18 protein-coding genes are annotated in these 25,139 nt (G+C 40.4%); 11 read left to right on the top strand and 7 right to left on the bottom strand.

The window, feature by feature from the left end; genetic code table 11:
* The first annotated feature begins 23 nt into the window (after positions 1 to 23).
* Complete coding sequence (locus HCG49_RS07750) at positions 24 to 920, top strand: hypothetical protein (RefSeq protein ID WP_168468969.1); 897 nt, start codon at positions 24 to 26, stop codon at positions 918 to 920.
* Between the two features lie 37 nt (positions 921 to 957).
* A complete protein-coding gene (locus tag HCG49_RS07745; RefSeq protein WP_168468968.1) occupies positions 958 to 2,502 on the top strand; it encodes a glycine--tRNA ligase in 1,545 nt (514 codons plus the stop codon).
* 304 nt (positions 2,503 to 2,806) lie between these two features.
* On the opposite strand, the gene HCG49_RS07740 is transcribed toward HCG49_RS07745, so the two are convergent.
* The gene (locus HCG49_RS07740; protein WP_168468967.1) at positions 2,807 to 4,888 is read right to left on the bottom strand and encodes a TonB-dependent receptor family protein; all 2,082 of its coding nucleotides are present in this window, start codon (positions 4,886 to 4,888) and stop codon (positions 2,807 to 2,809) included.
* A 253-nt stretch (positions 4,889 to 5,141) separates the two neighbouring features.
* Here HCG49_RS07740 and HCG49_RS07735 point away from each other — a divergent pair, with 253 nt between their 5' ends.
* A complete protein-coding gene (locus HCG49_RS07735; RefSeq protein WP_168468966.1) occupies positions 5,142 to 5,903 on the top strand; it encodes an exodeoxyribonuclease III in 762 nt (253 codons plus the stop codon).
* Between the two features lie 86 nt (positions 5,904 to 5,989).
* Positions 5,990 to 7,030, top strand: coding sequence for an NADP(H)-dependent aldo-keto reductase (locus tag HCG49_RS07730; protein WP_168468965.1), 1,041 nt, complete (start codon positions 5,990 to 5,992; stop codon positions 7,028 to 7,030).
* 114 nt (positions 7,031 to 7,144) lie between these two features.
* Here the strand turns inward: HCG49_RS07730 and radA are convergent, their stop codons facing one another.
* The 5 genes from radA to panC all read right to left on the bottom strand — a co-directional run bounded on the left by radA (position 7,145) and on the right by panC (position 12,058).
* Positions 7,145 to 8,506: a DNA repair protein RadA gene (gene radA / locus HCG49_RS07725; RefSeq protein ID WP_168468964.1), complete on the bottom strand. Its 1,362-nt coding sequence runs from the start codon at positions 8,504 to 8,506 to the stop codon at positions 7,145 to 7,147.
* A 174-nt stretch (positions 8,507 to 8,680) separates the two neighbouring features.
* Positions 8,681 to 9,823, bottom strand: coding sequence for an alpha/beta hydrolase (locus HCG49_RS07720; protein WP_168468963.1), 1,143 nt, complete (start codon positions 9,821 to 9,823; stop codon positions 8,681 to 8,683).
* A gap of 31 nt (positions 9,824 to 9,854) precedes the next feature.
* Positions 9,855 to 10,820 (bottom strand): YbhN family protein, encoded by a 966-nt coding sequence (locus tag HCG49_RS07715; protein WP_168468962.1) that lies wholly within the window; start codon positions 10,818 to 10,820, stop codon positions 9,855 to 9,857.
* A gap of 2 nt (positions 10,821 to 10,822) precedes the next feature.
* Positions 10,823 to 11,173, bottom strand: coding sequence for an aspartate 1-decarboxylase (gene panD, locus HCG49_RS07710; protein WP_072763411.1), 351 nt, complete (start codon positions 11,171 to 11,173; stop codon positions 10,823 to 10,825).
* Positions 11,174 to 11,215: 42 nt separating this feature from the next.
* Positions 11,216 to 12,058 carry a pantoate--beta-alanine ligase gene (gene panC, locus HCG49_RS07705; protein WP_168468961.1) on the bottom strand — a complete coding sequence of 281 codons (843 nt, stop codon included), beginning with the start codon at positions 12,056 to 12,058 and terminating at the stop codon, positions 11,216 to 11,218.
* Positions 12,059 to 12,161: 103 nt separating this feature from the next.
* Between panC and HCG49_RS07700 the strand changes: the two genes are divergently transcribed.
* From HCG49_RS07700 to HCG49_RS07670, 7 genes are all read left to right on the top strand, one after another.
* Positions 12,162 to 12,971, top strand: coding sequence for a glycogen/starch synthase (locus tag HCG49_RS07700; RefSeq protein ID WP_168468960.1), 810 nt, complete (start codon positions 12,162 to 12,164; stop codon positions 12,969 to 12,971).
* A gap of 5 nt (positions 12,972 to 12,976) precedes the next feature.
* Positions 12,977 to 14,824, top strand: a complete 1,848-nt coding sequence (locus HCG49_RS07695) for a DUF4270 family protein (protein ID WP_168468959.1) — start codon at positions 12,977 to 12,979, stop codon at positions 14,822 to 14,824.
* 131 nt (positions 14,825 to 14,955) lie between these two features.
* The gene (gene glmS / locus HCG49_RS07690; protein ID WP_168468958.1) at positions 14,956 to 16,803 is read left to right on the top strand and encodes a glutamine--fructose-6-phosphate transaminase (isomerizing); all 1,848 of its coding nucleotides are present in this window, start codon (positions 14,956 to 14,958) and stop codon (positions 16,801 to 16,803) included.
* A 196-nt stretch (positions 16,804 to 16,999) separates the two neighbouring features.
* Positions 17,000 to 19,723 carry a TonB-dependent receptor gene (locus HCG49_RS07685; RefSeq protein WP_168468957.1) on the top strand — a complete coding sequence of 908 codons (2,724 nt, stop codon included), beginning with the start codon at positions 17,000 to 17,002 and terminating at the stop codon, positions 19,721 to 19,723.
* Positions 19,724 to 19,758: 35 nt separating this feature from the next.
* Entirely contained in the window at positions 19,759 to 21,381 is a 1,623-nt protein-coding gene (locus tag HCG49_RS07680) for a G-D-S-L family lipolytic protein (protein ID WP_168468956.1), read from the top strand.
* Positions 21,382 to 21,580: 199 nt separating this feature from the next.
* A complete protein-coding gene (gene atpD, locus HCG49_RS07675; protein ID WP_168468955.1) occupies positions 21,581 to 23,089 on the top strand; it encodes a F0F1 ATP synthase subunit beta in 1,509 nt (502 codons plus the stop codon).
* A 97-nt stretch (positions 23,090 to 23,186) separates the two neighbouring features.
* Positions 23,187 to 23,465 carry a F0F1 ATP synthase subunit epsilon gene (locus tag HCG49_RS07670; RefSeq protein WP_168468954.1) on the top strand — a complete coding sequence of 93 codons (279 nt, stop codon included), beginning with the start codon at positions 23,187 to 23,189 and terminating at the stop codon, positions 23,463 to 23,465.
* Between the two features lie 722 nt (positions 23,466 to 24,187).
* On the opposite strand, the gene HCG49_RS07665 is transcribed toward HCG49_RS07670, so the two are convergent.
* Positions 24,188 to 24,340, bottom strand: coding sequence for a YqaE/Pmp3 family membrane protein (locus tag HCG49_RS07665; protein WP_072763420.1), 153 nt, complete (start codon positions 24,338 to 24,340; stop codon positions 24,188 to 24,190).
* Between the last annotated feature and the right edge of the window lie 799 nt (positions 24,341 to 25,139).

Below are 25,139 nucleotides of genomic sequence, written 5' to 3'. Positions count from 1 at the left end.
CTACTTAATACTTTTTATGATAGATGAATCTACAAGATAATAAATTCAACTATAAGTTCACTTTTGCTGTTCTGGTAGCTATCATATTAGGTGTTTTAATTGCCTTTTATTTTAGTTATGCCCAATCTAAGGGGCGTATAAATTTTCTGAAACAAGAAAAAGAACTTTTAATAAAAGACCTCACCCTAGTAAAATCTGATGTAGACCGCCTCTCGGCACTCAATGAAGTTAACGAAATAGAATTACAGGATTCAAGATTTCAGATACAACAATTGGTAGATTCTGTTGGACAGTTAAATTTTAATGTAGAAAAGTTAAAAGAATTTAAGACGGACCTATCCAAATTAGAGGCTAAAAATGATAGTCTTAAAGCAAGGAACAATACCCTAAGGTATAACAATGTGCTTTTGGGGAACCAATACAAAGAAACGAAGGATATCCTGGACGAACTAAAAAGCAAAAGTCATTCCTTGGCCGAGACCGAAGCCTTATTACGTAAAAAGAACAGAGAACTGAGTTTGGAGCTTAAAAATCAAAGTTATCTAACATTAGAAAATAGTGAAGGAGCTGGTTTTAAATTGCGAAGCTCCAAACATATTAAGACAAGTAAGGCCAGTTCCGTGACCAAACTTAGGGGCTGTATCACCATTATGGGGAATCCGGCCACTAACAAGGAGGAAAGAACCATTTACTATCAGTTTTTAGGTCCCGATATGAAGATTATAGCAGATAATGCCAATACTATTACCTTTAATGGAAATGTGTACAGTAGGCGCGTACAATTTATCTTTCAGGACGAGGAATTCAATGTTTGTGATGCCATTTCAGTACCCGAAGGCTCATTAATATCAGGTACTTATACCTTGAATATTTTTGAAGAGGAGAAATTGCTGAGTACAACAGAATTTCATTTGAAATAAATTACCCAAATATGAGGTATTATTCTATTTTTGCCATATGGCAAAACAAGAAGACGATTTTAAGAAGGTAATATCCCACGCGAAGGAATACGGGTACGTATTTCAGTCTAGCGAAATTTATGACGGACTAAGTGCTGTCTACGACTATGCCCAAAATGGCGCAGAATTAAAGAGAAACATCAGAGAATATTGGTGGAAGGCCATGGTTCAGATGAATGATAATATTGTAGGCTTAGATTCTGCAATATTGATGCATCCGACCGTATGGAAGGCTTCCGGCCATGTCGATGCCTTTAATGATCCGTTAATCGATAATAAGGATTCTAAAAAAAGATATCGTGCCGATGTTTTAGTAGAAGATTATACTGCTAAAATTGAAGCTAAAATAGACAAGGAAGTGGCCAAAGCATCAAAGCGCTTTGGAGAATCCTTTGATAAAAAACAATTCTTGGAAACCAACCCAAAGGTTATTGGTTATCAAGAACAGATTACGACCATCTTAAAACGATTGGGAAAATCTTTGGAAACAGAAGATTTGGCCGATGTTAAAAGTCTGATCGAAGAACTAGAAATTGCTTGTCCTGTATCGGGTTCTAAAAACTGGACAGAAGTAAAGCAATTTAACCTAATGTTCGGTACTAAATTAGGGGCTTCTGCCGATAGTGCCATGAACTTATACCTAAGGCCAGAGACTGCGCAGGGAATTTTTGTGAACTTTTTAAATGTTCAGAAAACAGGACGAATGAAGGTTCCTTTTGGAATTGCCCAGATCGGGAAAGCCTTTAGAAATGAAATTGTCGCCCGACAGTTTATTTTCCGTCAGCGCGAATTTGAACAGATGGAAATGCAATTTTTTGTACGTCCTGGGACTCAAAAAGAATGGTACGAGGCTTGGAAAGAGAACAGAATGAAATGGCACCTTTCTTTAGGGATCGGGGAAGACAATTACAGATTCCACGACCATGAGAAATTGGCCCACTATGCCGATGCGGCCGCAGATATAGAATTTAAATTCCCATTTGGCTTTAAAGAATTGGAAGGGATACACTCTAGGACCGATTTTGACTTAAGCAGCCACGAAGAATTCTCAGGAAAGAAATTACAGTATTTTGACCCTGAATTAAACGAAAGCTATGTACCTTATGTGGTAGAAACCTCAATTGGTTTAGACCGTATGTTTTTAGCCGTTTTCTCTAATGCCTTACAAGAAGAAGAGCTAGAGAACGGTACTACTAGAACAGTGCTTAAATTACCAGCAGTATTGGCCCCGAACAAGGCAGCTGTATTGCCATTGGTAAAAAAGGACGGACTGCCAGAATTGGCAAACGAAATTATAGACGAACTTAAGTGGGACTTTAATGTCATCTACGATGAGAAAGATGCTGTGGGGCGTCGTTACAGAAGACAAGATGCCAATGGTACTCCTTTCTGTATAACGGTAGACCACCAGTCTTTAGAAGACAGAACAGTTACCATACGCCACAGAGATACCATGGAACAACAACGTGTATCTATCGATGCCGTGAAGTCTATTATCGCTAAGGAAGTAGATATGAAAGAATGGTTGAAGAAAATGGCATAAGCCATATTCTACAATGCGACGGTCATTATCATAATCATCGTCGAATACCTTATAACCCCTTAACAAAACCTTGTTTTGTTAAGGGGTTTGTTTTTTTGGTGTTTTACATTATCGTTGTCCTTAATTGATTCATTTACACCTTAAACCGCGTTAGGGACCGCGGCGGCATCCCCGCAGCGAAGCAAGGGATACAGCCAAGGGCCCGCCCGACGCAGGAGGGAACGCCCAAAGAAATATCCTTACCGAAGAAGGCCTTGAAATTGCTCCTTAAAAGAACTCTAAGGCCCCTAGAAATCGCCGTTGACTATAGCAAATACCGAATTTGTATCCCGCTGTAAAAATTCCTGCCGTTGCCAGGGTAATAGTACCTGGGCTCGGCGCCTCCGAATCCTGTGGTGTTAATGAGTACGGATTGGGCGTAATCGACATCAAAAACATTATTGAGGCCAAGGGACAGGCCAACGGATAGTTTTTTGCTCCATTGTTTTTGGTAGCCTATTTTACTATTGAAAACGTTAAAAGAATCGCTAGACAGGGTGTTTGCATCGGTCATCGGCATAGCCCCAACATATTGATGGACAGTATTCCAATACAGGTTTTTAAAAAACCTTGCCCTCAAGCCCGTGGTCAGCCGGTGCTTGGGAACCCCTGTAAGCGGATTGCCAGAATAGTCCTTGTCTTCGTCTATAAAATTTACAAAACTATGATCGCTAAGGGTGTAACTGATAAACGGACTTACGGATGCGGTAGGGGTAATGGGAATCTGGTAGGAGGCTTCTATTTCTAAGCCCTGGTGTTTGGTCTTGCCCGCATTTTTACCGATATATTGGTCTTCGCCAACACGTTGGGCAACCAATAGGTTTTTAATGTCCATACGGTATAAAGCCAACCCAATTTGTAGTTTTTCGTCTAGTAGGGAAAGCTCGGTTCCCACTTCATAATTCATCCCCGTTTCCTGATCAATATCGGGGTTGATTACGCCATCGGGGGTCAAAGTTTCCTCGACACTGGGGTTGGAAAAGCCCTTGCTGATATTGAAATAAAACGACGGGGAATTTTTTTCGGCATACCTAAGGGTTACACTGGGCATAAGGATAGCGTCAAATTTTCGCTTAGCGCTCTTGTTATTTTCTCCTTGGTTATATAAATCCCTGTAGTCATAATAAGTATGGTTGAGGTTTATTCCCAATTGGGCCGAAAAAACGTCGGAAAAAGGAATGTCGAGGCTTCCAAAAGTATTGAGCTGCCTTCTAAACTCTTTGTTTTTACTGAATAAATCGCCTTTTAGGCTTCCTTGGCCGTTGTTTTCGCGATAGCGATTGCGAAACTCCCGCCCGTGATATTGGTCCCTGGACAGTTCGGCGCCAAAATTGTAATTCATCGCCAAGCCGTTTAGTTCAAAAGATCCTAAAAAACTTGTTCTAAATCCGTAACCGTGAGTGTACTCGTCTAAAATACCAAAGGGCCGCGGTTCATAATGGTCCAGATAGGAATAAAATAGACTGGTAGTATTCTGAATTTTTTCCGAGAACTTATGGGTGTACGAAAGTCCTATTAGGCTGTACTTATTGGCTTCGTACCCTTGGGCTGCTTTCCAGGTAAAAGCGGCTTGTCTGGGGTTTTCCTTAAAATCGGTCTCGCCCAAAGAACTGGGGATTTGTGCTGTATAATCTACTTGGTTGAGCAACAGGGAGATATGGTTTTTTTTATCTATCCGATATCCAAGATCCAATAAAAGGTTATCGCTTTGGAAGCGGTTGTTTTCCCGATACCCATTGGTCTCTAAATGCCCGTATTGCAGTCGTACGGAAAGTTGGTCGTCCTTATGGCTAACCAAGAGGTTGTTCTTAAACAGCTCGTAGGACCCCAGCGTAAGATTATTGTTGATATAAGAGCCGTTTTCTAAAACAGGGTTGGTCTGCAGTATGATGGCACCGCCTAAATTAGTGCCGAAAGAGGTGCCTTTAGGACCTTTGATGACGGCTATAGCGCTCAGGTTTTCTAGATCGAAAGATTCTATGGTCGAAAAACCAGCCCCATTGGTGACAGGGATGTTATTGTAGTAAAGTCTTAATTTATTGGTTCCGTATAAGGTTCTGGCACCAACCCCTCTAATGGTAATCCTATTGGTGTTCAGGGCTCCGGATATGGCATAAATGCCCGAAATTTGATTGATGGCCGATACCATATCTGTGGGACTGTAATTTTGAAACTCCTTTTTTCCAAGGGTTTTATCCGGAATAGTAAGGGTTTTGTACAGCGGGTTTCGCTGATCTATTATGATGACCTCATCTAATTGGGTGATACTGTCTTTTTTAGGAGCTGTTTGTGCTATGGATGCCTTAAAAACGAACATCGCAATTACTAAGGAAAGGGAAAACTTCATTGATTTATATTGAAGTTTAAATATATGGATTAATATCAAATTGCTATAAGGGGGATGCTCTAAAATGAAGGAAATCTGGTTTGGTTGACCATTAAATTGGATGGTGGAATAAAAAAAGCAAGAAATAAGGAACTTAAGGCACAGACCTTTTTTGTTCCAAAAAACAATGCTTAATTTTAAAAATTAATTTTTAGGATTATCTGGTTGCTGTGAGCGCTTAGATTTTCGGAACGACAAACAATAAAAATATCACATGAAAATAGTTTCTTATAATGTAAACGGAATTAGGGCGGCCTTGAACAAGGGCTTTGCAGAATGGTTAACGAGTGTAGGGCCCGATGTAGTCTGTTTACAAGAAATTAAGGCAAATAAAGAGCAGTTAGACCTGAGTATTTTTGAGGAGTTGGGCTATCGTTATAACTACTGGTACAGTGCACAAAAAAAGGGGTATAGTGGGGTCGCTATTTTGTCTAAACAAGAACCGGATCATATAGAGTACGGAACCGGAATTGACTATATGGATTTTGAGGGACGTAATATCAGGGCCGATTTTAATGGGGTTTCCGTAATGAGTCTGTATTTGCCATCGGGAACAAATTTGGATAGGCTAGATCTTAAGTTGCAATATATGGACGATTTTAAGGACTATATCAGTGAATTAAAAAAAGAGAGACCGAACCTAGTGATATGTGGCGATTATAATATTTGTCATGAAGCCATAGATATCCACGATCCTGTTCGCAATAAAAATGTTTCTGGATTCTTACCGGTAGAAAGGGAATGGATAGGCGATTTTATGGATGCTGGCTTTATAGATAGTTTTAGGCATTTTAATAAGGAACCCCACAATTATACTTGGTGGAGTTATAGGGCAAATTCTCGTGCCAATAATAAGGGATGGCGTTTAGATTACGGAATGGTGAGCGAGCCATTGGCCGACCGATTAAAACGTTCGGTGATCTTGTCTGAAGCCAAGCACAGTGACCATTGCCCTATTTTGATAGAGTTAAATTAAGAATTTATAGGTGTTAATAGCATAAGCGACTATTAGGAATACTAGAAGATTGTCTTAACAACAAGCATAAAAGAAAAACAATTAGAATGATATATACCCAATTGCCACATACCGATATTGAAGTAAGTAAGATTTGCTTGGGCACCATGACATGGGGCCGTCAGAACACGGAAGCAGAAGGACATGCGCAAATGGATTATGCGCTGGAACAAGGAGTAAACTTTTTTGATACGGCAGAGCTATATCCCATTCCCGCTAAAAAAGAATTACATTCCGTTACCGAAGAAATTATAGGGAATTGGTTTAAGAAAAACAAAAATCGCGATAAGATTGTATTGGGATCTAAAATCGCTGGCCGATCGGAGGTAACCAAGTTTATAAGAACCGATGGTTTTAGCAAAACAGCGATCATAGAAGCGGTAGAAGGAAGTTTAAGGCGTTTACAAACAGATTATATAGATGTATACCAATTACATTGGCCAGAGCGTAATACCAATTATTTTGGGAAATTGGGCTATAAACAAGATGTAGGGGATCATTGGGAAGACAATTTTCATCAAATTCTAGAAACTTTAAGGGATTTGATAGCCGAAGGGAAAATACGACATGTGGGCTTGTCTAATGAAACCCCGTGGGGAGCCATGCGTTTTTTAGAAGAAAGCAAGGTGCACATAAGGTTGCCAAGAATGAAAACCATTCAGAACCCCTACAGTCTGTTGAATAGATCTTATGAAGTGGGATTGGCCGAAATTTCACACCGGGAAAATTTAGGGTTGTTGGCGTATTCTCCATTAGGATTTGGAGTGCTAAGCGGCAAGTACTTGGGTGGCAAGCAACCAGAAAATGCTAGGGTAAGTCTTTTTCCAAATTACAATCGTTACAGTAATGAGATGTCCGTAAAAGCTACCCAAAAATATTATGACTTGGCAAAGGATCACAATATGTCACTAACGCAAATGGCTTTGGCATTTGTCAATACAAGACCTTTTGTTACCAGTAATATTATTGGGGCAACGACTATGGACCAATTAAAAGAAAATATAGCTAGTATAGAGGTAACCTTAAGCGATGCAGTATTGGCAGGTATTGAGGCTATTCATACGGAATTCCCCAACCCTGCCCCTTAATAAGCAATAGATATGATCTTTTTACAAATTGGCTTTTTTCAGTTTATCATTATCATCGTCTTGGTGTTCATAATCTTATTTGGGGCAAGACTATTTAATTCCAAGCGCTAATAATTACGCGAATAAGGCGTTGGCCAGATCTTCGATCCTTGTAATTAAATGAATACGGATATTGGTGTTTTTAAGGGTTATTTTATTGTTTTTGGAAACAAATATGCTGCTAAAGCCTAATTTTTCTGCCTCTAGGATACGGTTATCGATACGTTGTACAGGGCGTATTTCTCCTGCGAGTCCTACTTCTGCGGCAAAACACACTCCTTTGTCTATTGCGACGTCTTCGTTGCTAGAAAGGATAGCGGCTATAACGGCTAAATCTATGGCGGGATCATCTACGGATATTCCGCCTGTGATATTGAGGAAAACATCCTTGGCACCTAGTTTAAATCCGGCTCGTTTTTCCAAAACGGCCAACAACATGTTCAATCGTTTGGAATTGTATCCTGTGGTTGAGCGCTGTGGCGTACCGTATACAGCGGTACTGACAAGGGCCTGTATTTCTATCATTAAAGGCCGCATGCCTTCTATGGTCGAAGCTATTGCGGTGCCACTGAGCCCTTCATCGTTTTTGGATATCAGAATTTCGGACGGATTGTTTACTTCTCGCAATCCGCTGCCCTGCATTTCATAGATTCCCAATTCTGCCGTAGATCCGAACCGGTTTTTTAAGGCCCTTAAAATGCGGTATACATAATTTCTGTCCCCTTCGAACTGTAGTACGGTATCGACCATATGTTCCAGAATCTTTGGTCCGGCTATGGTGCCATCTTTGGTGATGTGGCCAATTAAAATAACAGGGGTATTGGTTTCTTTGGCAAATTTTATCAGTTCGGCGGTACATTCCCGTATCTGTGAAATACTCCCGGCGGCAGATTCTATATAATCAGAATGTAAGGTCTGTATAGAATCGATTACCACGATATCGGGTTCGGTGGCCTCTATTTGCTGAAAGATATTTTGGGTCTTTGTTTCGGTCAGTATAAAACAAGTTTCACTATTGGGGTTAATGCGATCGGCACGCATTTTTATCTGTTTCTGGCTTTCTTCTCCAGACACATATAGGGTTTTATAAGGCAGTTTTAGGGCTATTTGAAGCAGTAACGTACTTTTTCCTACCCCTGGTTCTCCTCCTAAAAGAGTTAGGGAGCCCGGAACCAATCCGCCGCCCAGTACCCGGTTGAATTCTAGGTCGAAGGTGTTTAGCCGAAGTTCCTTGTCGGTAGCTATTTCATTTACCCGTAAAGGTTTGGCAATTCTTTTGGTGGTATTGGAAGGACTCTTCCACGGGGTCTTTTCTTCCTTCTGGATTACTTCTTCCACTACGGTATTCCATTCCTTACAAGCACTACATTGTCCTACCCATTTTGCGTATTGGGTACCACAGTTCTGACAAAAAAAAGTCGATTTAGTTTTAGCCATTCTTTATTCTAAGATTTTGACGAAGATAAATAAAGTTTGGAACAGCTGAGGTTTTTCTAGCCGGGCTTTGTCAGTGGGCGTAAACTGTCCAAGGGGCTATAGATTTTTTTTCTATTCATAATAGGCCAGGCCTAGTCCTTGTTTTGGTTAGGTATGCTAAGGAGACAATAGGGGCTAAAAACCGAAATCGGCCTTTAGGGCATCCATTTTTTCTAGTGCCATCTCCCTGGTTAAGAAGTCTATTTCTTCCATGCCAAAAGCTTTTTCAAAAGTCCGCAATGCTTTTTTGGGCTCGCCCAATTGTTCGTAGTATTCTCCCTCAAAATAGAATCCCAACATGGTGGTAGGGAATTCTTTTTTGCAAAGCTCTGACAAGGGTTTTAGGGATTCAAAATCTTTCTTTTTACGGCTTGCCGCATAAATGGCCATAATGTCGTTAAGGCTTGTAGTTTTTCTAAACCCAAATAAATTTTCAATAGTAGTATGTTTGGTTTCAAGGTATTTAAATACAGGATCCTCGGAAGTTAAAATTTGTTCTTTGTATTCGGCCGGACTTATCGGTTTAAACATGCCAAAAATGTTGTCAAAGGCTTTTCCGATACCGTAAGTAGCTATGGAAATATGATCGGCACCCGGGTATTGATCAAAGTAATAATATAAATTCTCGGTCTTTACAGTTTTTAATGCCTGATCAAAGGCCAAAACGCTATGAGTGTGTGGGTTATTTTCTCCTTCGACGATCAGTTGATAGAAAATTTTCTTTTTCATGGCCGCAATCCTTTGTGGAACCCTAGATTCCATTTCTGGGGCCAAGGTGGGGGATATCGCGATAAAAGCATTGAAAAGAGAGTTTTCCTTAAACAAATAGAAATTGCCGAAATTGGCCGTTAGCTCATAGCCTACGAACATTTTAAAAGGGGCCAGACTATATTTGCTCTCTAGATAAGGGATCAGTTCCATCCCTAAAAATTCAAAAAACAACTTGCCTTTTTCGGAGGGAAGACCACTCTCGGGATCAAAGTCGCAATCGTCATAGCGAATAGAATTTTTGCCCTGTTCTACACCTACCACAATAGCTTCTGGCATGCCGTGAAAATCACTATAAAACTTAGCGTTGGCCAAGACTTGGTCAAATAAATACTCGGCATCCAATACTACGATCAGGGGATATTTTTTATCGGCAGAATAGTCCTCCGGAAAATAGTAGCGCACATCGCGGCGCTCTTGTAATTTAAAGGACTCAAAGATCTCTTTCGTGAGCTGGGCGTTATTGGTAAAGCACAGCAATAGGAAGCAAAAAGTAATTATCCGTTGCATAATTTTTATTTTGGCAATAAATTGAAGAAAGCTATCTGTTTCTGTTCCATAACGGCAATAACAGAAAAGATATTGCACCAAAAACAACGATCATGAAAGTTTGGGATATCCACATAATCCACCCAAAGGCATCTCCGGAAACAGAACTAATGCCAAAAATGGCCAAGGCACCGCTTACGGCAATGGGGTAAATACCTATACCGCCATTGGTAGCGGTCATGGCAAAGGCACCTGCCACAAAGGCAACCATAAGTTGGCTAACCGTGAGGTCTATGGTCTCTGGGATGGTAAATTTAATAATCCAGAACATGGCAATATAAGCCACCCAAATAAATAGGGTATGGAAGGCAAAAGCCCATTTATTTTTCATTTTAAAAATACTAAAAACACCGTCCATAAGTCCTTTTAGTATCTTTTTTAGTTTTTTGGCTAGGGTAGAGGTCGATTTTTTTATAAAATACATACTTAGAAAAAGACCTATAGTACCAACACTGAGTACTCCGATCAGTACGGAACCGTTAAACCCCTTCCCTTGTAAAAATGCCCATATGATATCTGTCTGTAATATTAAAGTGATGCCGACGATCAATAGCAGCATAATAAGGTCTATGACCCTTTCTGTGACTATGGTACCAAAACCTTTTTCAAAGGGCACCCCTTCATAGGTAGTCAGTGCGGTGGCCCTTAAAATTTCACCCGATCTGGGAATACCAAGATTGGTGAAATAAGCCGTTAGTATAATGAGAATGTTATTCATAAGCCCTGGGGTATATCCTAGCGGCTTTAATAAATAGTTCCAACGAATGGCTCTAGAAAGATGGGTAAGTACGCCCAGGATAACAGAGATTCCTACCCAAAGTAAATTTGCCTCCTTTATATAATGTATTATTTGCTGTTTTTCCTCCTCTGTGGTTCTATAGTAAGAGTACCAAACTAAAAACACTCCCAATAGAATTGGAAGTGTCGATTTTAATGTTTTCTTAAAGGAGGCTTTCAAGATTAGGTCAACATATTAGTTTCCTCGTTAGGAAATACCAAGGAAGGGTTAAAGGTTTTGGCCTCTTCGAAATCCATATGGGCATAGGTGATAAGAATTAATACATCGCCAACGCAAACCTTTCTGGCCGCAGCACCGTTAAGGGTAATTTCGCCCGTATTTCTAGGTCCTGGAATGGCGTAGGTCTCTAATCTTTCGCCATTGTTATTGTTAACAATTTGTACCTTTTCTCCTCGAATAATGTTCGCGGCATCCATTAAATCCTCATCAATGGTTATACTGCCAACATAGTTGAGGTCTGCACCGGTAACTTTTACACGGTGTATTTTAGATTTTACTACTTCTATTTGCATGGGACAAAGTTAATAATTTATTGCTCAATGTTGTTATTGGTATTATAGCAGAATGTTATCAATCAGTCTTACATCTCCTGCATAAACCGCTATAAAGGCCCTGTAGGCGGTATTGTTTTCCTTTTCCAATACAGGCTGAAGGTTGTTTTCGTCCGTTATTTTAAAGTATTCTAATTGTAGGGACTCATGGTTTTCAAATTCTTCCTTCACCCAATCCGTTATAGAAACTGCACTTTTTGTGCCAAACTTATGTTTAGCCTCCTGAAGGGTACTGTAAATAAAGGAAGCGGTGTTTCTTTGGTTTGGGGTAAGTCTTTCGTTTCTAGAGCTCATGGCAAGGCCATTAGGTTCCCTTAGGATGGGGCATCCAATAATTTGAATGGGCAATTGGGTGATTTTAACCAGTTTTTTAATGATTTGTAACTGTTGAAAATCCTTTTCTCCAAAATATGCCTTGTTGGGCATGGTCAATCGGAACAATTTCTCCACAATGGTACCAACGCCTTCGAAATGTCCTTGGCGGAATTCGCCTTCCATCACTTTTTCCAAACCTTCAAAATCGTAGGTTTTGGAAGCTACCTCTTCGGCATATATTTCGGAAACCGAAGGGGCAAAAACAACTAAATCGTCCGAAACGGAAGATAATAATGAAATATCGGCATCCAAAGTTTTGGGATATTTCTCTAAATCGTCCTGATTATTGAATTGGGTGGGATTCACAAATATGCTAATCACCGTAATATGGTTTTCGGCTACCGATTTTTTTACAAGGGATAAATGTCCCGTATGTAGGGCTCCCATGGTAGGGACCAAACCAATCGATTTGCCTTTTCTTAGGGGGTAAAGAAAGGAGTCAAGATCCTTTTTAGTGGTAAATAACTGCATCTGTTCAACTTAAAAGAGAGCAAACTTACTATAATTACCGCTAATCTCTATAATTTTTGTAATTTTGCAGCTGCGTTTGCACTATAAATAAAATATAGCTTTTATGAATGGCAAAAAGATATTGTTTGTATCTTCAGAATTAGTACCCTATCTACCAGAGAACGAAGTTTCCTTAATGTCTTATGAAACCCCAAGAATGGTCAACAGTAATGGTGGCCAGATTAGGATTTTTATGCCAAGGTTCGGAAACATCAATGAGCGTCGACATCAATTGCATGAAGTCATTAGATTATCAGGGATGAACCTTGTGATCAATGACATGGATATGCCGTTAATTATAAAGGTAGCTTCGATCCCTAGGGAACGTATACAAGTGTACTTTATAGATAATGAGGAATATTTCAAAAGAAAAGCCACTTTCACCGATGAGGATGGAAAAGGATTTCCTGATAACGATGAACGTGCTATTTTCTTTGCGAAAGGGGTCGTTGAAACTGTTAAGAAATTAAATTGGTCTCCAGATATTATCCATGTACACGGATGGATGGCTTCATTACTTCCCTTGTATTTGAAAAAATTCTACGCCGATGAACCTTTGTTCTCGGAAAGTAAAATTGTGCTTTCGGTCTATGGACAAGGTTTTGAAGGGAGTCTAAATAGCGATATGATTAAGAAGATTGCCTTTGACGGAGTGCCCGAAGAAAGCATAAAATCCCTTGAAGATCCTAGTTATAATAATTTGTTAAAGGTAGCGGTCGATTTTTCTGATGCCGTTATTTTAGCTGCGGAAGAGCTTCCAAATGAACTGGAAACGCATATTTCCGAGGTTCAGAAACCTGTATTGCCTTATGTGCCTATCCAGGAATTTGAAGAAGCTTACCTGAATTTTTATAACACAGAAGTATTAAAATAGTTTAGATGGATTTAGTAAAAGGATTGAAATTTCCTGCGCTTGTAGGAATGTTGTTAGCGGCAACTTTTGTTTCTTGTGAAGACGATCTTACAACAATTGGTAGTGGCGTAATAGGAGACGAACCATTTACTGCAAATAAGGCGGTGTACGATGTTTTTGCCTACAACAAAAAAGTTGAAGCAGTACAGACCAATAAGGTGCCAATATACCAATTAGGGAAATTTAATGATCCAGTATACGGGACAACCGAAGCTAGGATCACTACCCAGGTACTATTATCAAAGGAAAATCCGGTTTTTGGCAGTTACTCTGCCCAAAAAGAGGCTAATGCCGATACCGATGATAATATCCTTACTATAAAGGAAAAAGAGACCGTTAAGGAAGTAACCTTATTTATTCCCTTTTTGACCAATACCAAAGGTGATAGGGATAATGATGGGGTGCCAGATATTTACGATAAGGATCCAGACGATCCAAACAGTGACTACGATGGCGACGGATTGACAGATGCTCAAGAGAAAGCTATGGGTACCGATCCTTATAATAAGGATACCGATGGAGACGGAACCAATGATGACAAAGATACCGATACGGCTCCGAACAGATTTCCTATAAAATTCGATTTGGATAGTATATATGGGAATAGAGATATTCCATTTAATTTAAAGGTAGAGCGTTCTACCTACTATTTAAGGGATTTAGATCCTAATAGCAATTTCCAAGAGGCGCAGCAATATTTTTCGTCTCAGCAGTTTTCTCCCGATTTTGTTTCAGATCTTTTATTTGAAGGACCGGTAACGATTAAAACCGAGGAAGAACTTATTTTTAAAGAAGACGATCCAGAGACCGAAGAAGAAGATGAATCAAAGGAGGCGCCAGTGCGCCTTGCACCAGGGATAAGGGTTGCGCTAGACAAAACTTTCTTTCAGAAGAATATTTTGGATAAGGAAGGCGCTTCAGAATTATTGAGTCAATCGAATTTTGCCGAATTTTTTAGAGGTATCCATTTATCCGTTTCTGACGATGTCCTGATGTTGTTAGATTTGACCCAAGGAAATATTACCATTAAGTACGAGTACGATACGGTAGATACTAAGGGGACTTCTGATACTTCCGACGATGAGTTTGATGTAAAGAAGGAAGGTGAATTTGTGTTGCATCTGCTAAGAAAAAATACCAATACAGGGGCTGTTACAGGAAATGCGGTCAATACATTTGTCAATGACGCCTATCCTACAGAGATTGCCAATAGTATGGACAATGGCGAAAATGCTTCCAGAATTTATTTAAAAGGAGGAGCAGGAAGTTTTGCTCAAATTAAATTGTTCAATGACAGCGATGGAGCAGAAATCATCAACCAGATAAAGAACAAAAATTGGATCATTAACGAAGCCAACCTTGTTTTTTATGTCGACAGAAATACTTTGGATGGCGCGGGAGAAGTGATAGAACCATCTAAATTGTATCTCTACAAGGCCGATAGTAATATCCCAGTGTACAATCCGTTCTTTGAACAAGAAGCCGATTTTAATGCAGGGAACCTTACCAATTACGATGGAGCGTTGACTAGGAAAAATGGAAAGGGAGATCATTATAAAATAAAGATCACCAATTATATCAACGATATCATCGTTAGGGATTCTACCAATGCGACCTTAAATTTGGCCGTGACCTCCGATATTAGAGTGTCTAGGGCTGTTAAGGCTATGTTGGCAAACGGCAAAGAAGGCAAAGTAGCCTTAATGTCTGTGATCAATCCGCTTGGTACTGTGCTATTTGGAAGTGATCATACTTCTGAAGGGCAAGAAAACAAGAAATTGAAACTCGAAATTTACTATACAGAAGTGAAGTAAGGGCAAAAAAAGTACCACATATAGTATATTTTAGTTAATTGTCTGAGATTTAAAAGGTTTTAAATAACATCACATTACATTTGTGTTATTTAAAACCTTTTTTGAATTACTAACTAATCAACAAATAAATTATGTGTGGAATTGTAGGATATATAGGGCATAGAGATGCCTATCCGGTTATAATGAAAGGGCTCCAGCGATTGGAGTACAGAGGCTACGATAGTGCCGGAATAGCCCTCTACGATGGAAATGATATTAACTTGTCCAAAACAAAAGGGAAAGTAGCAGATCTTCATAAGAAGTCTCAAAGTACTATATCATTGAAAGGTAGCTTAGGTCTTGGTCATACCAGATGGGCTACGCATGGCGAGCCTAATGATGTCAACTCACACCCCCACTATTCCAACTCGGGCAATTTGGTCATTATTCACAATGGGATTATTGAGAATTACGATGCCATTAAAAAGGAGTTGATTAAAAGAGGATATACTTTTTCCTCGGATACCGATACCGAAGTATTGGTAAACCTTATAGAAGAGATAAAGAACAAAGAAAACGTAAAGCTTGGCCAGGCGGTACAGATAGCCTTGAACGAGGTCGTCGGAGCCTATGCCATTGCCGTGTTTGACAAGCAAAAACCCGACGAAATCGTAGTGGCAAAATTGGGAAGTCCGCTTGCTATCGGCGTAGGCGAGGGTGAATTTTTTATTGCCTCGGACGCCTCTCCTTTTATAGAATATACCAATAACGCTATGTATTTGGAAGATATGGAGATGGCTATTATCCGTTTGGGTAAAGAAATAAAACTGCGCAAGATCAAGGACGATGCCGTAGCCTATCCTTCTATCCAAGAATTAAAACTAAATCTGGAAGAAATAGAAAAAGGAGGCTTTGAGCATTTTATGCTCAAGGAAATCTACGAACAACCAAGAGCTATCTTAGATACCTATAGAGGTCGATTATTGGCCAAACAAGGGATCATTAAGATGGCAGGGGTTGATGAGAATCTTGAAAAACTCTTAAATGCAAACCGCATTATTATTGTGGCTTGTGGTACATCTTGGCATGCCGGACTCGTGGCCGAGTATATTTTTGAGGATTTGGCAAGAATTCCGGTAGAGGTAGAATACGCCTCGGAATTCAGATATCGGAACCCGGTGATCACCGATAAGGACGTGCTTATTGCCATTTCACAGTCTGGAGAAACGGCAGATACCTTGGCGGCCATAAAATTGGCCAAGGAAAAGGGAGCCTTTGTTTTTGGAGTTTGTAATGTCGTGGGCTCTTCCATTGCTAGGGAAACCGATGCTGGGGCTTATACACATGCGGGGCCCGAAATAGGAGTGGCCTCTACAAAAGCATTTACGACCCAAATTACGGTATTAACCCTGATTGCTTTAAAATTGGCCAAGGAAAAAGGGGTGTTTACCACTACAAGGTTCCATGAGTATTTAACCGAATTAGAACAAATACCCGCCAAGGTAGAAAAAGCCTTGCAGTCTAATACCTTGGTAGAAATTATATCGGAGGTCTATAAGGATTCTACCAATTGCCTGTATTTGGGACGAGGGTATAATTTCCCTGTTGCCTTAGAAGGGGCTTTAAAGCTAAAGGAGATAAGCTATATCCACGCAGAAGGATATCCTGCGGCAGAAATGAAACACGGACCAATAGCCTTGATAGACGAACATATGCCTGTAGTAGTAATCGCAACCAATAAGGGGCACTATGAAAAGGTAGTGAGCAATATTCAGGAAATTAAATCTCGAAAGGGTAAAATTATTGCCGTGGTCACCGAAGGCGACCAGCAGGTAAAGGAATTGGCAGACCATGTGATCGAAATACCAGAAACCTTGGAAAGCCTTACGCCACTATTAACGACTATACCATTGCAATTGTTATCCTACCACATAGCAGTAATGCGTGGTTGTAATGTAGATCAGCCACGAAATTTGGCCAAATCCGTTACCGTGGAATAAGAAATTACAAACACTTAATAAACTTAAAAAATCGGGTCTTGATGTATTCAAGACCCGATTTTTTTTGTGGGATTCGCAAATTGTAGCGATTATATTTCTCAAAAAAGTACTATGCATGCATAATTTACGATGTTTTGCTATTGCTCGTATAAAAAATGTAGTATATTGCTTATAACTAATTAAACTTAAATACCGTATGAGAACAGTAATGTTGTTATCCTTTTTAATGTTTGGGCTTGTTTCCTATGGCCAAACAATCGTAAAGGGAAAGATAGTTGATCTTAATGGTCAGCCTATACCAGGGGCCAATATAGTCATAACAGGTAAAGCCATTGGAACGGTATCCGATTTCGACGGGCTTTTTACCTTGAACACTTCAGAGGAGCCACCGTTTACACTGCAAATTACCAGTATCGGTTATGTGTCTGCCCAATCAAAAATCACCCAAAACAATCAGAATATTACCGTAACCTTAAATGAGGAGGAAACCTTTTTGGACGAGGTGGTAATTTCGGCTTCCAGAACACCGGAGCGTATTTTCGAATCGCCGGTAACGGTAGAGCGTTTTGGGCTTAAAGAGATTAAGAACACGGCATCGGCCGATTTCTACGACGGTCTGGAAAATTTAAAGGGGGTAGATATCAATACCAATAGTTTAACCTTTAAGTCTATTAATACCAGGGGGTTTGCTACTTTTGCCAATACGCGTTTTATGCAGTTGGTAGACGGAATGGACAATTCTGCTCCGGCCTTGAACTTTCCTTTGGGGAATTTATTGGGGATGACGGAAACCGATGTTCAGAGCGTAGAATTACTACCGGGAGCAGCTTCGGCCCTATACGGGGCAAATGCTTTTAACGGAATCCTTTTTATGAGAAGTAAAAGTCCTTTTGAGTATTCGGGCATTAGCGGATATATTAAGAAAGGAATTACTTCGCAAGAAGCTTCTGGAGATAATGAATATACGGATTTTGGTATCCGCGCTGCGCATAAATTCAGTGATAAGTTTGCGGCTAAGGTAAACTTTGGATACCTAAAAGGAACCGATTGGGCAGCCGATAATATGACCGATAAATTAGGAAGAGGATATACCAGGGCCAATTTGGATTATGATGGCATAAATGTCTATGGAGATGAAGTAAGCGGAAATATTAGGGACCTTTCTGGTGGCCTGGGGATTATTCCAGATGTTACCGTGAGTAGAACAGGATATAGGGAAACAGATTTAACCGATTATAATGCAGAAAGTATTAAGGCAGACTGGGGACTGTACTACCGTCCTTGGGGGAACGATTTTGAGATTGCCTATGTAGGGAAAGTAGGGAGCGGATCTACTATTTACCAAGGATTGAACAGATATGCCATCGATAATTTCTTCTTGCAACAGCACAAATTGGAAATTAGAAACGACAACTTCTTTGTAAGAGGATATATTACCGAGGACAAGGCCGGAGATTCTTATGATATGGTCTTTACCGGAATCAACATCAATAGAGCTTGGAAGAGCGATAGACAATGGTTCGGCGATTATATCAATACTTATGCCGCTGCTTCTTTTGGTGGGGCCAATGAGACACAGGCCCATGCTTTGGCAAGAGCAAAGGCCGAAGAAGGAAGGTATTTGCCTGGTACGCCAGAATTTAATGCCGCCTTTAATAAAAGTATCAACGATCCCGATTTAACGACCGGATCTAAATTTCAGGACAATTCCAAAATCTATCACGCCGATGCTAATTACAACTTTAGCCACTTAACCGATATTGCCGAAATTCAGCTTGGAGGATCCTTTAGAACCTATAGCCTAAATTCTTTTGGTACTATTTATACCGATTATGATGGGCCTATCGACTATTCAGAAGTGGGAGTCTATACTCAAATACAAAAGAAGTTTTTCGATGAGAAATTAAAGCTTACAGGTTCTGTTCGTTACGATAAATCAGAGTTGTTCGACGGATTCGTTTCGCCAAGATTGTCCGTAGGATATACTATCGGGGAAATGGAAAGACATAATATTAGAGCCTCTGTTCAAACAGGATTCAGAAACCCAACCACCCAAGATTTATTTATAGGATTGGATGCCGGAAGGGCTATTTTGGTGGGGTCGGCCAAAACTAACTTGGACAGGGATGTGCGTACCTTCGAGGTGAGTGCTAGCGGACAGGCGCAGGGACAACCTGCAACCGTTGATATCCTAGGTAGGGATGCCTATGAAAACTCATATACCGTAAGTTCTGTATTGGCAGGAGCTCCCGTGGCTTCCGATGTGGAATTGGTGAAACCAGAACAAGTAACCTCTTTGGAACTAGGGTATAGGGGAAAAATAGACAGACTAATTGTAGATGTTAGCGGGTATTACAACCAATACCAAGACTTTATATCACAAGAAGCGGTATTTGTTCCTTTTTACGGAAAGGTAGGGGAAAGCGAATCTTTGGCCGCTATACAAAACAACGATTTTAAGGCCTATAGTGCGTATACCAACTCTGATGCTGCGGTAAATTCATATGGTGCTGCCCTTGGGTTGTCTGCTTCTGTGTTTAATGGTTTTGACCTTTCTGCCAACTATACCTTTTCTAAACTAGATTTTGACCAAGCCGGAAATCCAGATTTTCAGACCAATTTTAATACGCCAGAGCATAAGGTAAAAGCCTCGATTGGGAATACCAATTTATTTAAGGATTTTGGCTTTAACGTGGCTTGGAGATGGACAGATACCTATTACTGGGAAGCTACCTTTGGTAGTGGAGACGTACCGTCCTTCCATGTAGTCGATGCACAGATTAATTACCAAGTGCCTAGCATAAAATCGACCTTTAAGGCAGGTGCTGCCAATGTATTGGGGCAGGAGTATTTTACGGCTTTTGGTACGGGAAATATCGGTTCGCAATTTTACCTTTCATGGACCATTAACAACCTATAGGAAATCTAATCGAAACAAAATTTAATTTAAAGAAGATGAAGAATACAAGATATATTTTGCTGGCAATGGCTTCTTTAGGGTTGTTATCCTGTGAGTCAGACGATACCGTGATGCCCGTGGAACCAGTGGTGACCTTAACGGCTGGGGATGCCAATTTCTCTACGTATGTAGCCGTTGGGGGGTCTTTTACGGCAGGCTTTACCGATGGCGCCTTATTTATAGCAGGGCAAACGAATTCTTTTCCCAACTTTTTATCGCAACAATTTAGTGCTGTTGGCGGGGGGAGTTTTACCCAGCCGCTAATGAGCGATAATATTGGGGGAATGCTTTTTGGGGGCAATCAATTGCCCGATGGTAGCTTTGGGCCAAGACTAATTTTTGATGGGGAAGGCCCGGTACCTTTGCCGGCCGTACCAACAACCGAGGCTACTAATGTTGTAAGCGGGCCCTATAACAACATGGGGGTGGCCGGGATAAAAAGTTTTCACCTTGGTGTTCAGGGCTACGGGACTTTAAATCCGTATTTCGGACGTATGGCCAGTGCGCCTACCGCTTCTATATTGGGAGACGCCTTGGCGCAACAGCCTACATTTTTTACCCTATCGGAAATTGGGGGCAACGACGTATTGTCCTATGCCGTTTCGGGCGGCGTAGGGGTAGACAGGACAGGGAACCCAAATGCCGCCGTGTACGGCGGAAACGATATTACCGATCCAGGCCTGTTCGACATGACCTTTAGAGGGGTTGTAAATGCTTTAACGGCCGGAGGAGCCAAAGGGGTGGTGACCAATGTGCCCTATATTACCGATTTGCCACATTTTACCACAGTACCACACAATCCATTAGATCCTTTAGATCCTGACAATGCAGAGTTTGCAACACAGATACCGCTCTTGAATTCTATTTTTGGGGCTTTAAACCAAATCTACGATGCGCTCCAACAGCCAAATCGTAAGGTGGTATTTTCGCAGACCGCCGCCAGTGCAGTGGTCATAAGGGACGAGACTTTGGTCGATATTGCTGCCCAAATAGAAGGGGCCCTGAATGCGAGTCCGACTTTCCCGGCTTTTATCGGCCAATTCGGATTGCCAGAACAAGCAGCACCAGCGGTGGCCAAACTATTAGGGGAGGCCTACGGACAAACAAGACAGGCAACAGAAGAAGATTTATTGGTATTGCCAAGTGCCTCCGTTATCGGTACGGTAAATTCCGCTTCAGTGGTAGCTTTAATGGGGCGAGGCTTGCCACAGGCATTGGCCGGACAGTTTTCTGTGGAAGGCGTAACCTTGCCATTGGTAGATAAATGGGTGCTATTGCCAAGTGAACAAGCCAGTATAAGAGTGGCAACCGATGCCTATAACGTTACTATTAAAAGTGTAGCCGATGAAAAGCAATTGGCATTTGTAGATTTTAAACAGCTTTTGAGCGATGCGGCTTCAAGCGGAATTCGCTCGGGGAATTTTATTTTAAACACCCAATTGGTGAGAGGTGGACTAATAGGGTTAGACGGACTTCATTTAACCGCTCGCGGATATGCAGTTTTGTCAAATAAATTCTTGGAAGCCATCGATGCGCAATATAAATCTAATTTTTTGGAGGCCGGAGCTACTTTAAATTCAGGTAATTATCCTACAAACTATCCCGCTGTGATTCCATAACGGTAATTCTAACTATAATTTTCCATAAAAAGAGCCCTTTTATATAGGGTTCTTTTTTTTTAGTGTAAAAACCACAAAAAACAACTTTATTTTTTAATTTAAAAGATATACCTTTGCCACGCGAAAAACTAAGCATCCAATTATTGGTAAAAAAGTTAGTGTTCACAATTTATCACGCTAAACAATAAACATTTAAGAAATGTCAAAAGTTACAGGTAAAGTTTCCCAAATTATCGGCCCGGTAGTTGATGTCGAATTTCAGTCAGGAGCAGACCTTCCAAAAATCTACGATTCTTTAGAGATTATCTCTAAGGATGGTTCTAAGTTAGTATTGGAAGTTCAATCTCACGTAGGAGAAAACACAGTTAGAACCATTTCAATGGATTCTACTGATGGTTTAAGCAGAGGAGTTGAGGTAAAAGCAACTGGAAGTGCAATTCAAATGCCAATCGGAGACGATGTTTACGGACGTCTATTCAACGTTATAGGTGACGCTATTGATGGTCTTGGAGATTTACCAAAAGCTGGTAAAGATGGTCTTCCAATTCACCGCGATGCGCCTAAATTCGAAGATTTATCAACTTCTACGGAAGTTTTGTTCACAGGTATTAAAGTAATCGACCTTATTGAGCCTTACGCAAAAGGGGGTAAAATTGGTTTATTCGGTGGTGCCGGTGTTGGTAAAACAGTATTGATCCAGGAATTGATCAACAACATTGCTAAAGGACACGGTGGTCTTTCTGTATTCGCCGGTGTAGGTGAGCGTACTCGTGAAGGGAACGATTTGCTTCGTGAGATGCTTGAGTCTGGTATTATTAAATACGGAGACGATTTCTTGCACTCTATGGAAGAAGGCGGATGGGATTTGTCTAAAGTAGACAAAAACGTAATGAAAGAGTCTAAAGCGACTTTCGTTTTCGGACAGATGAACGAACCTCCTGGAGCTCGTGCTCGTGTGGCACTTTCAGGATTGACCATAGCGGAATACTTCCGTGATGGTGCTGGAGAAGGACAAGGAAAAGACGTGTTATTTTTCGTAGATAACATCTTCCGTTTTACTCAGGCAGGTTCAGAGGTATCGGCACTTCTAGGTCGTATGCCATCTGCAGTAGGTTACCAACCAACTTTGGCAACAGAGATGGGGGCCATGCAGGAACGTATTACATCAACAAAAAGAGGATCTATTACATCGGTACAGGCGGTTTACGTACCTGCGGATGATTTAACGGATCCAGCACCAGCAACAACCTTTGCTCACTTAGATGCTACTACGGTATTGTCTCGTAAGATTGCGGAATTAGGTATTTATCCAGCAGTAGATCCATTAGATTCTACTTCTAGAATCCTAACAGCGGAAATCTTAGGAAAAGACCATTACGCATGTGCTCAAAGAGTAAAAGAGTTGTTACAACGATATAAAGAACTTCAAGATATTATTGCCATCCTTGGTATGGAAGAATTATCTGAAGAAGATAAGTTAGCGGTAGGTAGAGCAAGACGTGTACAACGTTTCCTTTCTCAGCCATTCCACGTAGCAGAGCAGTTTACCGGTATCCCAGGAGTTTTGGTAGATATTAAGGAAACCATTAAAGGATTTAACATGATTATGGACGGGGAATTAGACCACTTACCAGAATCTGCCTTTAACCTTAAAGGAACCATCGAAGAAGCGATCGAAGCTGGTGAGAAAATGTTAGCGGAAGCTTAATAATTTCTTAATAGGCCCCTAAACAATAGGACGCCTAATGGAAGTCAATAAATATTAAACCAATTCCCGAAGTATTTGGGGATTACAGAATAGAAGTATGTATTTAGAAATAGTATCACCAGAGGCCACTTTATTTTCAGGAGAAGTAACCGCAGTTACCGTTCCCGGTATCAATGGAGAGTTTCAAATGTTGTCTAATCACGCCGCCGTAGTATCCTTGTTAGAAGCAGGAACTGTAAAGATCAAGGGGAATGTAGTGGTAGAAGAAAGCTTTAAGGATAAGTTCTCTAAAGCGGCAAACGGAGACACTATGCTATCTATTACCAGTGGCACTGTAGAAATGAAGAACAATAAAGTTATTGTACTCGCAGACTAATTGTCATTCAAATATTTTAAGAACGCCAGGCTTTTCGCTTGGCGTTTTTTTTTGCCCTTATCTCATCTATAAATGTGAATATTCCATGGTTATGTGCGCGATTTAAAGTTGTTCAGGATCAATCCTAAAAGTTGGGCCTTCATCAAAGCTTAGTTTTCTTGTAGTTGAAAATCTGCTAGATGACAAAGATGAATACCTCTTTTGTACTGTTTATTTTTCACTATATACCGATTACTGATTTCCGTTTACTGGCTACTGTATACTGTTTTTGGGCGTTCCCTCCTAGGTCGGGCGGGCTCTTGGCTATATCCCTTGCTCCGCTGCGGGGATGCCGCCGCCATCCCTAACGCGAGATTCAATAAACCATAAACAATTGTCCGCAATCAATACAAAAGGAACCAATGAATCCTAGTTGTAACGCTTTTACCACACTCAATTGAATTTCAAGGCCGTTTTCCGCCCTTTTTTGTTTAGATGGACTACTGGATGGTGAAAGTGGAATGTGAATCTTAGAATATTGGGGGGTTGGGTTACTGGTTTCGTTTTAGTTTATATTATGGTCAATATTGGCAATCTACACCCTATTGCCATTTTTATTTTTTTGGCAGCTGCCAAAAAAATAAAAATGGCTTATGAGATTAGTTAACCAGATAATTTACCAGTTTTCAAATCTTGCCAGGACAGTGAAGAATGATTCCTGTTTTAACCTTTAAAAATCGAATTTATTTATTTACTATAAATGCATGGATCACACCAGGTAACCAACCGATTATAGTCAACACTATACTAATTAAAAATGCAGAGCCTACACCGTGTTTCAAAAAAACTGCCAAGGGAGGTAAAAGGATGTTGAGAATAATAGTAAGTAATGACATAGTATTATATGTTTTAAGATTAGTAAATTTTTTCTTCTACTCTTTTTTCTGCTACTGCTAGCAGAGCCGCACAAGTTACTCTTTCAAAAAAAACCGCCTAATTACTTGTTTTAACTATTCGCGTTAGCTATTTAATACTCTAAAGATAGTTCGTTAACTAGCTAGAAACTAAAATAATAGAAAATGTTTTAGCGAGAAAAAGTACTCAATTGTATAATAGAAGTATAAATAAATCGATGAATAGTAACAAAATAGGGGGTAATCGGACTACAGGCAGATCTGTTTTTAGGTGTTCAAATAGAATGTAGAAACAAAATTTTGGAGTTTTTTTTCTGTGGTGGTGCTATATGTCAATTCTGTCAGGATAAACCTAGGTGCTATTTCTTAGTTCATTAATACTATTATACTGCACAAGGTCAGATCCTGGGTACAATGCCTTATAAACTCATTATGGGGCTGTTTTATCATGGGATGACTTGTTTGGGGTTAGTAATAAATTATAAATCATAAGGTGTTAAAATAAAACCACCCAGTACCATGACTTCCCTCGGCATAGGCCAAGCGGGTTTCGTCCTTGGTGGTTTTTTAACCAAAAGATGCCGTGAATGCTATGGCATTTGCGAGGTGTACTTTGAGCGTCTAATAGCCGGGCCAACTACTCAATATATTTGGGTTGCTAGAAGAGAATTCAGTGACACTATCCCGTAAACTGTGTAAGTTTAAAATAACAGGGGTTGGACTTTTATCTAAAGTCTGACCCTTTTTTCATAGATCGTCAGGAACTGATTTAGGATGATTC

The organism is Arenibacter sp. 6A1 (assembly GCF_012272855.1).
Lineage (GTDB): Bacteria > Bacteroidota > Bacteroidia > Flavobacteriales > Flavobacteriaceae > Arenibacter.
This window is presented reverse-complemented; position numbering and strand designations above follow the sequence as displayed.

Excerpts from the sequence above, each read along its gene's own strand:
- HCG49_RS07750 (WP_168468969.1), top strand. The coding sequence starts at position 24 with ATGAATCTACAAGATAATAAATTCAACTATAAGTTCACTTTTGCTGTT.
- HCG49_RS07745 (WP_168468968.1), top strand. The coding sequence starts at position 958 with ATGGCAAAACAAGAAGACGATTTTAAGAAGGTAATATCCCACGCGAAG.
- HCG49_RS07740 (WP_168468967.1), bottom strand. The coding sequence starts at position 4,888 with ATGAAGTTTTCCCTTTCCTTAGTAATTGCGATGTTCGTTTTTAAGGCA.
- HCG49_RS07735 (WP_168468966.1), top strand. The coding sequence starts at position 5,142 with ATGAAAATAGTTTCTTATAATGTAAACGGAATTAGGGCGGCCTTGAAC.
- HCG49_RS07730 (WP_168468965.1), top strand. The coding sequence starts at position 5,990 with ATGATATATACCCAATTGCCACATACCGATATTGAAGTAAGTAAGATT.
- radA (WP_168468964.1), bottom strand. The coding sequence starts at position 8,506 with ATGGCTAAAACTAAATCGACTTTTTTTTGTCAGAACTGTGGTACCCAA.
- HCG49_RS07720 (WP_168468963.1), bottom strand. The coding sequence starts at position 9,823 with ATGCAACGGATAATTACTTTTTGCTTCCTATTGCTGTGCTTTACCAAT.
- panD (WP_072763411.1), bottom strand. The coding sequence starts at position 11,173 with ATGCAAATAGAAGTAGTAAAATCTAAAATACACCGTGTAAAAGTTACC.
- panC (WP_168468961.1), bottom strand. The coding sequence starts at position 12,058 with ATGCAGTTATTTACCACTAAAAAGGATCTTGACTCCTTTCTTTACCCC.
- HCG49_RS07700 (WP_168468960.1), top strand. The coding sequence starts at position 12,162 with ATGAATGGCAAAAAGATATTGTTTGTATCTTCAGAATTAGTACCCTAT.
- HCG49_RS07695 (WP_168468959.1), top strand. The coding sequence starts at position 12,977 with ATGGATTTAGTAAAAGGATTGAAATTTCCTGCGCTTGTAGGAATGTTG.
- glmS (WP_168468958.1), top strand. The coding sequence starts at position 14,956 with ATGTGTGGAATTGTAGGATATATAGGGCATAGAGATGCCTATCCGGTT.
- HCG49_RS07685 (WP_168468957.1), top strand. The coding sequence starts at position 17,000 with ATGAGAACAGTAATGTTGTTATCCTTTTTAATGTTTGGGCTTGTTTCC.
- HCG49_RS07680 (WP_168468956.1), top strand. The coding sequence starts at position 19,759 with ATGAAGAATACAAGATATATTTTGCTGGCAATGGCTTCTTTAGGGTTG.
- atpD (WP_168468955.1), top strand. The coding sequence starts at position 21,581 with ATGTCAAAAGTTACAGGTAAAGTTTCCCAAATTATCGGCCCGGTAGTT.
- HCG49_RS07670 (WP_168468954.1), top strand. The coding sequence starts at position 23,187 with ATGTATTTAGAAATAGTATCACCAGAGGCCACTTTATTTTCAGGAGAA.
- HCG49_RS07665 (WP_072763420.1), bottom strand. The coding sequence starts at position 24,340 with ATGTCATTACTTACTATTATTCTCAACATCCTTTTACCTCCCTTGGCA.